Here is a 14086-nt window from a genome sequence, read left to right as displayed (position 1 = left end):
AAAATGACCCGCACGCTGAAGGGCCTCGCCGCTGCGCTCCTGCTCTCGACCGCCGGCATCGGCACCGCGCAGACCGACGCACCCGCCCCCGCGCCCAGTTCGACCGGGGCAACCGTTACGGTCCACGCCGACACGCCCGGCCCGACCTATGATCGCCGCATCTTCACGCAGTTCGCGGAACACCTCGGCACCGGCATCTATGGCGGGCTGTGGGTCGGCGAAAAGTCGAAGATTCCCAACGTCCGTGGCTTCCGCACCGATGTCGTCACCGCGCTGCGCGGGATCGGCGTGCCGGTCGTGCGCTGGCCCGGCGGCTGCTTCGCCGACGAATATCACTGGCGCGAGGGGATCGGGCCGAAGGCCAAGCGCCCGGTCAAGATCAACACGCATTGGGGCGGCGTGACCGAGCCCAACACGGTCGGCACGCACGAGTTCATGGATCTCGTCGGACAGCTCGGCGCCGAGCCGTATATCGCCGGCAACGTCGGCAACGGTACGCCGCAGGAAATGGCGGAGTGGGTCGAATACATGACCTCGCCCGCCGGCACGCTGGCGGACGAACGCGCGAAGAACGGCCACAAGGCGCCGTGGGCGGTGCCGTATTTCGGCGTCGGCAACGAGCTGTGGGGCTGTGGCGGTAACATGCGCGCGGAATATGCCGCCGACGTCACGCGGCGTTATGCCACCTTCATCAAGGCGCCCAAGGATACGCGCGTGATGAAGATCGCGAGCGGCGCCAACGTCGACGATTATCACTGGACCGAGACGATGGCGCGCGAGCTGGTCGGCAAGGTCGATGCGCTGTCGCTGCATTACTACACCGTCCCCGGTGGCTGGCCGCCGCGTGCGTCCGCGACCGTGTTCGACGAGCGCGGCTGGGCCGAGACGCTGTCCGAGACGCTCAAGATGGACGAGCTGATCACCAAGCATTCGGCGATCATGGACAAGGTCGATCCGAAGAAGACGATGTGGCTCGCGGTCGACGAGTGGGGCACGTGGTACGCCGGCGATCCGGGCACCAACCCCGGTTTCCTGCGCCAGCAGAACACGCTGCGTGATGCGCTGGTCACCGCGATCAACCTCAACATCTTCGCCAAGCACGCCGACCGCGTGAAGATGACCGCGATCGCGCAGATGGTGAACGTGCTGCAGGCGATGATCCTGACCGACGGCAGCAAGATGGTGCTGACGCCGACCTATCACGTGTTCGCGATGTACAAGCCGTACATGGACGGCACCGTCCTGCCGATCGACATCAAGTCGCCCTGGTACAATAAGGACCAGTGGACGATGCCGTCGGTCAGCGCATCGGCGGTCCGCGGCAAGGACGGCGTGGTGCGGATTGCGCTCTCGAACCTCGATCCGAACAAGCCCACGAGCGTCTCGGCCGCGCTGCCCGGCGTGACCGCGCAAAGCGTCACCGGGCAGGTGCTCACCGCACCGACGATGACTGCGCTCAACACCTTCGAGGCGCCCAACGCAGTCGCACCGAAGGCATTCAATGGCGCTAGCCTGAGCGGTGGCACCCTGTCGGTGACGTTGCCGCCGATGTCGGTGGTGATGCTCGAACTGAAGTGATCGTGACGCCCGCCGGAGCAACCGGCGGGCGCACCTACCGGGAGAGAGACGATGGCCGCACCGAAATGGGCGACCGGACTGATCGCGTTGACGCTCGCGAGTAGCGTGCTGGCGCAAACCGCCGATGCGCCGCCTGCATTGAACGCCCGCCTGACCGGCGACATCGCCCCGGTCCACGACCCGGTGATGATCCGCGCGGGCGACACCTATTACGTCTACGGCACCGGGCTCGACGGCCAGATGCTGAGTGCGCGCACCTCGCCCGATCTGGTCCACTGGACCGCGGGCACGCCGCCGCTGTCGCGCCTGCCCGACTGGGCGACCAAGGCGGTGCCGGGCACCAAGGGGATGTGGGCGCCCGACATTTCGCGCAGCGCAGACCGGCGGTACCGGCTCTATTATTCCGTCTCCACCTTCGGCTCGAACCGCTCGGCGATCGGCCTGGCGACCAGCCCGACGCTTGACCCCAAGGCGCCCGGCTATGGCTGGCGCGACGAGGGGCTGGTGGTGATGTCGACGCCCAAGGATGATTTCAACGCGATCGATCCCAACCATGTCGTCGATGCGCAGGGCCGCGAGTGGCTGTCGCTCGGCAGCTTCTGGACCGGTATCAAGCTGTTCGCGCTGAACCCCAAGACCGGCAAGCTGCTCGATCCCGCGGAGAGACCTCACGCGATCGCGCGCCGCCCCGCACCCGCCGGCGGACCTGCCCCGGTCGAGGCGCCGTTCATCATCGGCCATGGCGGCTATTACTGGCTGCTCGCGAGCTACGACTATTGCTGCAAGGGCGTGAACAGCACCTACTACACCGTCGTCGGCCGATCGAAGGCGATCACCGGGCCGTATCTAGGCAAGGACGGCAGCGCGATGATGCAGGGCGGGGGGACGATCTTCCTGCGCGCCGACCTTCAGGAAAAGCAGCGCTATCGCGGCCCCGGCCACCCCGGCGTGATGCACGACACCGACGGCAAGGATTACGTCGTCTACCACGCCTATGATTCCCAGACCAAAGGCACCCCGACGTTGCGCATCGCATCGATCGCCTGGGGTGCGGATGGCTGGCCAGTTGCGGAGAACCGACCATGACGATGGATTTCACACGACGGCTGTTCCTGGCCGGTGCCGGTGCTGCGACCGCTAGCGGTGCGCTCGCACGGGTCGCGGCCAAGGCGCCGGTGCCGGTGCCGGTCAACCCACTGGTCCGCCAGCGCGCCGATGCACAGGTCTTCCTGCACACCGACGGCTATTATTACATGACCGGCTCGGTTCCCGAATACGACCGGCTTGTGCTGCGCCGCTCGCGCACGCTGGCAGGGCTGTCGACCGCCAATGAGCGAGTGTTGTGGCGACACGAGAAGACCGGGCCGATGTCCGGCTTTCTCTGGGCACCCGAACTGCACCTGATCGACGGCCGTTGGATCATGTATTTCGCGGCAGGCCCCAGCGGCGGCGGCGAGGATGTGTTTCGTATCCGCACCTTTGCGGTGGTCTGCGACGGGCCCGACGCGATGACCGGCACCTGGACCGTGCTGGGGCAATTGACGACGCCGTGGGACAGCTTCACGCTCGACTCCACCAGTTTCGTCCACCGCGGCACGCGCTATCTTGCCTGGGCCCAGCGCGAGCCGGGGATCGAGACCAACAGCAACCTCTATCTCGCACCGCTCGCCACCCCGCTGACGCTGGCGGCGAAGCCCGCGCGGCTGGCGGTACCGACGCTCGATTGGGAGATTCGCGGGTTCAAGGTCGCCGAGGCGCCTGCGCTGCTGGCGCGCAACGGCAAGCTGTTCATGACCTATTCGGCGAGCGCGACCGACGCGCGATACTGCATGGGCATGCTGACCGCGCATGACGATGCCGACATCATGGACCCGGCGGCCTGGACGAAATCGCCGCAGCCGGTGTTCAAGTCCTCGCCCGCGCACAAGGTCTTCGGGCCCGGCCACAACAGCTTCACCGTCGACGAGCGCGGCCGCGACATCCTGGTCTATCACGCGCGCGACTACGAGGCGATCAAGGGCGACCCGCTGTTCGATCCCAACCGCCATACCCGCGTCCAGACCTTCAAGTACAAGCCCGACGGTACCCCCGATTTCGGCGAACCGGTTGCCAACGGCCCAGTGCGGTGAGCGGCCTCGATCGGCGGACGTTCCTTGCCGCGGGGGCCGCAGCGGTACCCGCGGCCGCGATAGGCGCTGGCAGGAGCGCGAACTCGAAGCCGCTGGCCCCGACCCCGCCGATGGGCTGGAACAGCTGGAACAGTTTCGCGACGACGATCACCGAGGCGCAGGCGATCGAGACCGCGACGATCATGGCGGAGAAGCTGCTGCCGTCGGGCTATGATATCTTCACCGTCGATATCCAGTGGTACGAGCCGGGGGCGACCAGCTACACCTACGCGACCAAGCCGACACCGGCGATGGACGGGTACGGCCGACTGCTCCCTGCGCCGAACCGGTTCCCGTCGAGCGTCGGCGGCAAGGGCTTCCGCCCGCTCGCCGACCGCGTCCACGCGCTCGGCCTTCGGTTCGGCATCCACCTGATGCGCGGCATTCCGCGGCTGGCGGTGGAGCGAAACCTGCCCGTGTTCGGCACGAAATACCGCGCGCGCGACATCGCCGATACGACCAGCATCTGTCTGTGGAACCCGGACATGTACGGCGTCGACATGCGAAAGCCCGGCGCGCAGGCCTATTACGACAGCGTGTTCGCGCTCTACGCATCCTGGGGCGTCGACCTGGTCAAGATGGACGACATGAGTCGCCCGTACGACGCGCACGCCCCCGAGATCGAGGCCGCACATGCCGCAATCGTCGCGACCGGCCGGCCGATCATCCTGAGCCTATCGCCCGGCGAAACGCCGGTATCCCGCGCCGATCACGTCCGCCGCTTTGCGCAGATGTGGCGGATCAGCGACGATTTCTGGGACGAATGGCCGCTGCTCGAAGCGCAGTTCACCCGGCTGGAGAACTGGAACGCGCACCGCGTACCCGGCGGCTGGCCCGATGCGGACATGCTCCCGCTCGGGCGCCTCGCGCTCGGCGCGCGCGACACCAAGTTCACGCCCGACGAACAGCGCACGCTGATGACGCTGTGGTCGATCGCGCGATCGCCGCTGATCATGGGCGGCGACCTCCGCCATCTCGACCGCCCGACGCTCGACCTGCTGACCAATCCCGAAGTCATCGCGGTCAACCAGGCGAGCTACGCCAACCAGCCGCACTTCGTCGAAGACGGTATACGAGTCTGGTCGGCGCGCGTGCCGGGCTCGCAGGACCGCTATCTCGCGCTTTTTAACACAGACAAGATCGCCCGGCCGGTACGCGTCGATCTCGATGTGCTAGGCCTGGATGGGCAAGTTGGCGTGCGCGATCTCTGGGCCCGACGCGATCTCACCGCCGTATCCAGGACGCTGACGCGGGCCATTCCGTCTCATGGAGCGGCGCTGTTTCGGCTGCATCCGGTGGGCTGACGATCGGCGAGTTCGCCGTCCGGTCCGATTCTCCCATGCAAAATAGCACTTGCGTCACCCCCAACCATCCCATAGCGAATGTCCGAGTAATAACGAGCCGAGAACAAGGCCGATTGGACGCGTTAGGGAGAGGTTGCATGGCAGCGAAGCCGATTATTCTGAGTTCCGCATCGATTCTGGCGCTCATGCTGAGCACGCCCGTCCATGCCCAGGCTGTGCCGACGACGCCGCAGGATCGGTCCGACGTCCCCGCGACCGGGACGCCTGCGCGAACCGATGCGGCGACGGCCACCGGCGCTGCCACCCAAGATATTCCGGCAACGGACCAGACCGACGAGGACATCGTCGTGACCGGCGTCCGCGCCTCGATCGTTGGCGCGCTGAACGTCCGCAAGGCGTCCACGCAGATCGTCGACTCGATCGTCTCCGAGGACGTCGGCAAGCTGCCCGACAACAACGTCGTCGAGGCGCTCCAGCGCGTCACCGGCGTCCAGGTGACCAACCGCACCGGCGGCGAGGCGGCGGCGATCTCGATTCGCGGGCTCCCCGATGCGCTGACCACGCTCAATGGCCGCAACATCTTCACCGCGGCGGGGCAGGCGTTTGCGTTGCAGGATATCTCGGCGAATCTCGTCAAGCAGGTCGACGTCTATAAGACGCGCGCCGCGGAGCAGATCGAGACGGGTCTCGCCGGCCAGATCGACGTCGCCACGCGTCGTCCGTTCGATTTCGACGGGTTCGCGATTTCCGGGCTCGCCCGCGGCATCTACAACGAGCAGGCCGACACCTATAATCCGAACGCCGCCTTGCTGGTCAGCAATCGCTGGCAGACCGGAATCGGCGACATCGGCATCCTCGTCAACGGCAGCTACACGCGCACCAAATACCGCGATCAGACGATCACTGCGGGCGCGCTGGTGCCGTTTGCGACGGAAACCCCGCCGGCCGGGTCCGGCCTCGCGCCACTCGAGCGTATCTTTCCGGGTGCGAACAACGAGAACTGGACGCCCGGCCTCGACCGCGGGCTTGCGACCGCGCCGGGCTCGACGCTCAACATCAACGGCGTGCAGACGCCGTATTACCTCTCGCGCGACGCGATCTTCAGTTCGGATTTGTACGGCAAGCGTGAACGGCCCTCGGCCAACATCGCGCTGCAATGGGCGCCCAACAGCAGCTCGGTCTACACCGCCGAGGTCTTCTACGCGGGCTTCCGCGGCGAGACGTTCAACAGCCTCCAGTTCAGCTTCGTCGACTTCTGGGCCAACCCGCAGCCGGTCGGGCTGTATGACGGTACCAACATCGTCAAGACCCGCGCCGCCAACAGCGTCTACGGCTTCAACAGCGGCGACTATAACCAGTCGAAGACCGACAGCTTCGTCTATGCGCTGAACGGCAAATGGGACGTCGGCTCTCACGGCAAGATCATCGGCGACGTCGCCTATCAGACGAGCAAGGTGACGAGTTCGTTCACCGCGATGCGGACCGAGCGCACGGCCAACCAGATCAATGTCGACTTCAATGCGGGCGGCGGCATTCCGTCGTACCATTTCGACAACGACGCATTGCTGACCGACCCGGCACAGTGGAACATCGCGCAGTTCTACGACAACGCGAACCGCGACAAGGGCAGCGCCCTCACCGGTACGCTGGACGGCTATTATGGCTGGGACGAGGGCTTCCTTCGCCAGATCAAGGCCGGTTTCCGCTACGACAATCGCAAGGCGTCGACGTCGGTGCGGACGCAGGACGCGGCCGGGCTCGGGGGGCGCAGCTTGTCGACGCTACCGTCGGAAGCGCTATTCACCAACTCGGATTTCTTCGACGGCAAGAGCGATTCGCCCTCGAGCTGGGTGCTGCCGAGCGGCTATTGGCTGCACGATAACGCCGACACGGTGCGCGGTCTCTACGGGTTGAAGACGTCCGACCAGCTCTCGCTGCAACGCGTGTTCGACATCGATGAGACCACGCTCGCCGCGTACATCCAGGCCGATGGCGAGGTCTCGATCTTCGGGCGGCCGCTGAAGCTGCAGGCCGGCGTGCGGCACATCACCGTCGACACCGATTACAATTTCTTCGATCGCTACAACAACGGCGCGCAGACCTTCGTGTCGACCGGGTCGCAGCGCTGGCTGCCGAGCTTCACCGCGCGGTACGAGCTGACCGACAAGCTGCGCGTACGGTTCAACTACGGCCAGACGCTGCGCCGACCGACGTTCACGGACATCAACCCGAACTTCAACCTGGTCGGCGATCTGACCAATGTCGGCTATGGTAGCGGGACCGCAGGCACCGCGACGCTGAAGCCGACGCATTCGAAGAATTACGACGTCGCGGTCGAATGGTATTTCGATCGCAACAGCGCGATCTTCGTGACGGGCTTCCGTCGCGAGGTCGACGGGCTGGTCGTGCCGCTGACGGTCCGCGAGACCATCCTGAACAACGGGATCGTCGCCGGCGCCACGAACTCGTTCGCGATCACGCGGCCGGTCAACGCGTCGAACGGCGTGCTCAAGGGCGTCGAACTCGGGCTGACCTACTTCCCGGATTACCTGCCTAGCGTGCTGAAGGGGCTGGGCTTCCAGGGCAGCCTGACCGTCCTCGATTCGAAGCAGAACATCCCGCTGACGGATGCGGCCGGCAACATCACGGGGCAGGCGTCGTCGCCGTTCTTCGGGGTGTCCGACCTGTCGTACAATGCGACGCTGGCCTATGACCGCGGGCCGGTCGGGGCGCGTCTGTCGTACATCTGGCGCAAGGCGTTCCTCGCCAACAACGAAGCGCGGCTGTTCGCCAATCCGATCGGCGTGTGGCGCAATCCGGAGAAGAGCCTCGATCTCCAGCTGACCTTGAACGCGACCGATCGTCTCGGTTTCACCTTCGACGCGGTGAACCTCCTCAAGGCGAAGCAGCAGACCTATTACAAGTTCGAGGATGTCGGCGGCCCCGAACGCTTCAACCTGGGGACGACGTTGCTCAGCCGTACGTTCGCCGTGGGTGCGCGCTATACGTTCAAATGATCGTGGCGGGCGGCGGCGGTAAAACCGTTGCCGTCCCTCTCAAGGAGAAGCGGATATGATCGGTCGCGCGATCGTCGGACCGATCTTCCGCTTCGCTCTAGTGCTGGGGATCGTTGCGCCATCGGGGGCGACATCCCCCGCCGCGGCGCCATCCTCCGCCCTCGACACCCACCGCATCGCCCGCGCGCGGTTCGGCAACGACGCGCCCTGGTACGAGAACCGGATTCCGTTCTTCGAATCCGCCGATCCGAAGCTCGATGCGGTCTATTATTATCGCTGGTCGCTGTACCGCGCGCATCAGCGCGATCTCGGCGCGGACGGGTATATCTCGACCGAGTTCCTCGACGATGTCAGCTGGCAGCTCGAACCCTATGCCAGCCTGAACGACGCTACCGGCTTTCACCTGGCGGAGGGGCGCTGGCTGCGCGACCGGCGCTTCGCCGACGACTACATCGATTTCATGTACCGGCGCGGCAACGACCGGCACTTTACCGATTACATGGCGGACTCGGTCTATGCCCGGTTCCTCGTCGACGGGGACCATGCCGCAGCGACCCGGCATCTCGCGGCAATGCGGCGGCTGTACGACGCATGGAACGATCACTTCGACTCCAGCAAGGGGCTGTACTGGGTCGAGCCTCTGCTCGATGCGACCGAATACACGATCTCCTCGATCGACGCGTCGGGTGGCAAGGACGGCTTCCGCGGCGGGGATTCGTTTCGGCCGTCGATCAACGCGTACATGTACGCCAACGCCCGTGCGATCGCCCGACTGTCGACGATGGTCGGCGACCATGAGGGTGCGAAAGACTTTTCGGCGCGCGCACAGGCGATCAAGGTGCGGGTGCAACGAGACTTGTGGAGCCCGGCGCTCGGCCACTTCATCGATCGCTACAAGGTTGATAACACGTTCGTGAAATACTGGGCGCCGATCCGTGGGCGCGAACTGGTCGGATACCTGCCCTGGACGTTCGATCTCGCGGACGACGACGACAGGCTCGCGGGTGCGTGGACGCATCTGCTGGACCGGGACGGGCTTGGTGGGGCGGCGGGCATGCGTACCGTCGAGCCGAGCTATCCATATTACATGCGACAATATCGCTATGAGCGGGGTGCGCCCGAGTGCCAGTGGAATGGCCCTATCTGGCCGTTCCAGACGACGCAGGTCCTGACGGGCATGGCGAACCTGCTCGATCATTATCGCCAGTCGGTGGTCACGCGCGGCGATTATATGCGGCTGCTCCGGCAATATGCGGCGCTGCATTACCAGGGCGACAAGCTTGATATCGAGGAGGATTACCACCCCGAAACCGGTAAGCCGATCGTCGGGCTGGCGCGCAGCCACCATTATTTCCACTCCGGATACGCGGACCTGATCTTGACCGGTCTGGTCGGGATTCGCCCGCGCGCGGACGACGTGCTGGAGGTCAATCCGCTGCTGCCGGACGCCAAGGATCCGCAGGCGCTGCGCTGGTTCCGGATGCAGGACGTGCCCTATCATGGCCACAGCGTCGCGGTGACCTGGGACGTCGATGGCCGGCATTATGGCGGTCGTCCCGGACTCACGATCGAAATAGACCGCAAATCTGTCGCCCACCGCGCGACCCTGGGGCGGATGGTCGTGCCGATCACGCGGCTTGCGACGCCGCCGATCGAACGTCCGATCGACCGAGCGATCCAGCTTGTGCGCGGTCAGTTTCCCAAGGCCAGCGCGTCGAGCGGTACGGATCGGGAGAATTTGCACGACGGGATCGACGGCCGAATATGGTTCTTCCCCGAGTTGGCCAATGGATGGTCCTCCGCGCCGTCGCCGGATGCGCAGTGGTACCAGGTCGACTTTGGTACCGACGTCGACGTGTCGCGGGCCGAACTCGCCTTCTTTGACGATCGCGAGGAGTTTGCGGTGCCGAAATCGCTGAGGTTCGAGGCTTGGGATGGCCGGCGCTGGACGGCTTTGCGAGCCAGGGGCGGCGATCCCATTGCGAACGGCATCACGCACGCGCGGTGGCCGCGGGTCTCGGTTCGAAAGATCCGCGTCTCGTTCGCGCAGCCTTTGGCCAAGCGCACCCGGCTGGTCGAGTTGAAGCTGTACTAGGTATGACCTGACATCAGCCGAGCGCGATCCTGGTGCCGAGCGCCGCGATCAACGCGAGCGGCATCGCCACCGCACCGAGCTTCAGGAACCGCCAGAACCCGATATCCTCGCCCTCGCGCCGGATCGCCTGCAACCAGAGGATCGTCGCGAGGCTACCGGTGATGGACAGGTTGGGGCCGAGGTCGACGCCGATCAGCAGCGCGTCGACGACCAGCCTTGGCGGTTGGGCCTGAAGGACGGCGGTGCTGGCGACGAGGCCCGCGGGCAGATTGTTCATCAGGTTCGATCCGATCGCCAGGATCGTTCCGGATACCGCCGATGCCTGGACCGGGTCGGCCGACGCGGTGCGGATCGCTTGCGCCACCCAGGCAATCACGCCGGTAAGGTCCAGCGCCTCGACGAGCACGAACAGCCCGGCGACGAGCGGCAGCACGCTCCACGAGATACCCCGCAGCAGCGCGACCGGCGACGACCGCGCGATCGCGCAGACCGCCAGTGTCGTGACGATGCCAGCGATCGCGGTAGGCAAGCCAAGTTCGATATCGAGCGCGGAGACGACCAGCAGCACGATCGCAGTGGCGACGATCCCGACGAACGCAGCCTTGCCGCCTGTGGTCAGCGGCATGCGCTCGACGTCGCTGCAGCAACTGCCCGCCAGCCGCTTGCGTTCGACCCAGCGCAGCACGAGGAAGGTGACGACGATCGATGCCAGCGAGGGCAGCGCGAACGAGGCGAACCACTGGCCGAGAGGCGGCATCCTGCCACCGTAGAGCACGAGGTTCGCGGGATTGGAGATCGGCAGGACGAAGCTCGCCGCGTTGGCGATCAACGCGCAGGCGAACAGCAGCGGCAGTGGATCGGCCTTCGCCTTCTTCGCCGCGGCGTAGACCGCCGGGGTCAGGACCACCGCCGTCGCATCGTTCGACAGGAACGTCGTCGTGACGATGCCGGTGACGTAGACGAGCGCAAACAGTCGCGCGGTCGATCCCCTGGCATGGATCGCGGCGGTGGCGGCGATCCAGTCGAACAATCCTTCCGCGCGGGCGACTTCGCTGAGCAGCATCATGCCGATCAGGAACAGATAGACGTCCATTCCCTTTGCGGCCGCGCCGACGGCGGCGGGGAAGGGCATCAGGCCGAACAGCAGCAGCGCCGCCGCGCCCGTGACCGCCCAGATCGCTTCGGGCCAGCGGAACGGCCGCGCGATGACGGCCGCCGTGGAGGCGGCGCAGATACCCCAGGTCGCGCCCGTCGCGAGCATCATCGCCGCCTTCCGTTATGGTCGGGACCGGACCGTCGCAAAACTGGGGACCGCGAGCGCCGGGCGTCACTTCGTAGGCCATGCGGAGCGGAACAAGCGGCTGGGTAAGGCCTCCGCAATGCGCGCGGGCCCCCCGTTGAACAACGGACATGCGACCATTTCAAAGACGGCAGGCCGGTCACTTGTGCGTCTCCGGCATGGCGGTGAGGTACAGCACGAACCCGGCCGCCGCGATCCCCGCAAGCGTCAGGAAGCTGGCGCTGTATCCGGCCCAGACGATGATCGATCCGGCCAGCGTTGCCGACAAGGCGGCGCCCAGGCCGAAGACGCTCGACACGACGCCCTGGCTGACGTTGAACCGGCCGGAACCCTTGGTCAGGTCGGCGACGATCACCGGAAACAGCGCGCCGAAGATCCCCGCGCCGATCCCGTCCAGCGCCTGCACGCCGACCAGCCACCACGGATCGCTGGACACCGTGTAGAGCGCGCCGCGCGCGGCGAGGAAGCCGAACGCGACCAGGAAGATCGGCTTGGTGCCCCAGCGTTCGATGTTGCGCCCGACGACGATCGCGACGGGGACCATCACCAGCTGCGCGGCGACGATGCAGGCCGCGGTCAGCGAGGTCGCCTTGTCGGTGCCGACGGTGCGACCGAGCAGCTGGCTGACCGACGTCAGCATCGCCGCATTCGCCAGATGGAAGGTGAACGCGGCCGCGGCGAAGATCATCAGCCGGCGGTTTTCGATCAGCGTCTTCCAGCCGCTCGGCTCCTCGCAGCCTTCCTCGGGCTCGCAGTCGAGGCCACGCGCGACCGCGTTGTCGATGTCGTCGTTCTTGAGCCTCGCCGCCACAATGACGCTCGCCACGGTCAGTCCGGCCATCAGCCAGAAGACGACCACGGGGCCGAACGACCAGGCAAGGACGCCGGCTAGCGCTGCCGATGTGGCATTGCCGGCGTGGTTGAACGCTTCGTTCCGACCGACCCGTTTGGCGAACAGCTTCGGCCCGACCAACCCCAACGTGATTGCCGAGATCGCCGGCGCAAAGATCGCGCCCGCCGCCGCCGCGATCGATTGGGTGATCGTCACCATCGTGAAGCCGGAAACGATCGGCAGCGACAGGCTGCTGAGCGTCACCAGCAAAGCGGCACCGATGACGATACGAGGCTTGTTCTTCGCCCGGTCGATCAACCCGCCCGCCGGTGTCTGCGACAACAGGCCGACGATTCCGGCGATGGTGAGCACCAGCCCGACGGTCGCCTCGTTCCAGCCATGCGACGGACCGCGAACGACCAGCAGATAGATGGCGAGATAGGGGCCCAATCCGTCGCGGACATCGGCCAGGAAGAAGTTGAGCGCGTCCAGCGTGCCGGTAGGCGTGCTGCGCCGCGACGGGTCCTTCGTCTCGGGCAGGGCTGCCGCAGATGCCATCGGGTGTCTCCAGTGTTCGCGCGTAGGTTTCTACGCCGTCGGTAGAGCGCTCCGACGGCAGCAGCCTGAACGACTTTGTTCAGGTTCGGTTTACAACGACTGGATGCGAGAGTGAGCCCAGCGGAGAGCAGGACAAGGAACGAGTTCGTACCGGCGCGGGCGGTGCTCGAACACGGGGGTATTATTGCAGCCCGACCGAATCCGACTTCGCCGCCTGCGCCAGCGCCTGCGTATCGACATACTCCCGGATGCTGGTCAGTTTGCCGTTCCGGACCGTGATGGCGAAAATCCAGTCGTCCTCGAACGTCTTGCTCGTGGCCTTGATCCTCCCCTTCGCAAAGCCGACGACCAGGACCCGGTCGCCTTGCGCGATGAACTCCCGCGGTTCCGTGGACGTCTCGATCGACCTGGCTGCCGTATCGAGCAGATCCGCCAATCCGGCACGTCCACGGTAGGTGCCGGCCAGCGGCCAGTCCCTGCCCGGGATGATCCACGCGATATCCTCGGCGACCAGTGCCAGCAGGCCCTTCTTGTCGCCGCGTCCGATCGCGGCGAAGAAGTCCTTCACGGTCTGGACGTTCTTTTCGGTGCCCATGGCATTCTCTCCTATTTCAGCCAGCGCCCGTCAGCCGAACCTGACCAGATCCTTGAAGATCAGGCGGCCCCAGCTCTTGTCGTGCGCCTGAACGAGCAGTCCCCCTTCCGAAAGCCCGCCGAGCTGGATCGGCGCGAAGCCGAGATCTTCCGCCAGCGCGCCGACCTGTGCCGCCGCATCGTCGTCGTCGCTCGACAGGAACACGACGCGCCTGCCACCCTGTACGGCCGGGTCCTGATCGAGCACGGCGGCGACCAGATGGTTGAAGCCCTTGACCACCCTGCCGCCGGCGAACGCGTCCGCGACGACCTTGGCCGATGGCCGTCCGCCCATGTCCTCCGAGGACACACCGTACGCATTGGTCACATCGACGATGATCTTGCCCTGCCAGTCCGGCAACGCCTTCGCGACATCCGGGTGCGATTGGAAACGGACGGCCAGGAAGACGACGTCCGCCTCGACCGCCTGGGCGAGCGTCGTGGGGGTGATGCCGGGACCGATCGCTACCGCGGTCGCTGCAAAGCTTTCCGGATCGCGCGTCGTCGCGACGGATACCGCGATCCCCTTGCGGGCGAACGTCTTGGCGAGGGTCTGGCCGATCTCGCCGAAACCGATGATGGCGTAGGTCATGATAATCTC

Annotated in this window: 9 protein-coding genes and 1 pseudogene; 6 read left to right on the top strand and 4 right to left on the bottom strand. The window is 65.9% G+C overall.

The genetic code is table 11. From position 1 onward, the window contains the following. The first annotated feature begins 3 nt into the window (after positions 1-3). From IFT67_RS14585 to IFT67_RS14560, 6 genes and pseudogenes are all read left to right on the top strand, one after another. Positions 4-1578 carry an alpha-N-arabinofuranosidase gene (locus tag IFT67_RS14585; RefSeq protein WP_192239151.1) on the top strand — a complete coding sequence of 525 codons (1575 nt, stop codon included), beginning with the start codon at positions 4-6 and terminating at the stop codon, positions 1576-1578. Positions 1579-1629: 51 nt separating this feature from the next. Beyond that, complete coding sequence (locus tag IFT67_RS14580; protein ID WP_192238931.1) at positions 1630-2664, top strand: arabinan endo-1,5-alpha-L-arabinosidase; 1035 nt, start codon at positions 1630-1632, stop codon at positions 2662-2664. Further along, positions 2661-3701: pseudogene (locus tag IFT67_RS14575) on the top strand (glycoside hydrolase family 43 protein); the annotation flags it as partial. The gene IFT67_RS14580 and the pseudogene IFT67_RS14575, both read left to right, overlap by 4 nt. Before the next feature lie 116 nt (positions 3702-3817). Next, positions 3818-5050, top strand: coding sequence for a glycoside hydrolase family 27 protein (locus IFT67_RS14570; protein WP_192239150.1), 1233 nt, complete (start codon positions 3818-3820; stop codon positions 5048-5050). A 137-nt stretch (positions 5051-5187) separates the two neighbouring features. Then, on the top strand, positions 5188-8067 hold the full coding sequence (locus tag IFT67_RS14565; protein WP_192238929.1) for a TonB-dependent receptor: 2880 nt from the start codon (positions 5188-5190) through the stop codon (positions 8065-8067). Between the two features lie 55 nt (positions 8068-8122). After that, positions 8123-10162 (top strand): MGH1-like glycoside hydrolase domain-containing protein, encoded by a 2040-nt coding sequence (locus tag IFT67_RS14560; RefSeq protein ID WP_244647403.1) that lies wholly within the window; start codon positions 8123-8125, stop codon positions 10160-10162. A gap of 13 nt (positions 10163-10175) precedes the next feature. Here IFT67_RS14560 and IFT67_RS14555 read toward each other — a convergent pair whose 3' ends face one another. From IFT67_RS14555 to IFT67_RS14540, 4 genes are all read right to left on the bottom strand, one after another. Continuing rightward, positions 10176-11426 carry an arsenic transporter gene (locus tag IFT67_RS14555; RefSeq protein ID WP_192238928.1) on the bottom strand — a complete coding sequence of 417 codons (1251 nt, stop codon included), beginning with the start codon at positions 11424-11426 and terminating at the stop codon, positions 10176-10178. Between the two features lie 175 nt (positions 11427-11601). Continuing rightward, entirely contained in the window at positions 11602-12852 is a 1251-nt protein-coding gene (locus IFT67_RS14550; protein WP_192238927.1) for an MFS transporter, read from the bottom strand. Positions 12853-13033: 181 nt separating this feature from the next. Then, a complete protein-coding gene (locus IFT67_RS14545) occupies positions 13034-13447 on the bottom strand; it encodes a nuclear transport factor 2 family protein (RefSeq protein ID WP_192238926.1) in 414 nt (137 codons plus the stop codon). Between the two features lie 30 nt (positions 13448-13477). Further along, positions 13478-14077: an NADPH-dependent F420 reductase gene (locus tag IFT67_RS14540; protein ID WP_192238925.1), complete on the bottom strand. Its 600-nt coding sequence runs from the start codon at positions 14075-14077 to the stop codon at positions 13478-13480. Positions 14078-14086 lie beyond the last annotated feature (9 nt).

This window comes from Sphingomonas sp. CFBP 13728, from assembly GCF_014841895.1.
Classification (GTDB): domain Bacteria; phylum Pseudomonadota; class Alphaproteobacteria; order Sphingomonadales; family Sphingomonadaceae; genus Sphingomonas.
This window is presented reverse-complemented; position numbering and strand designations above follow the sequence as displayed.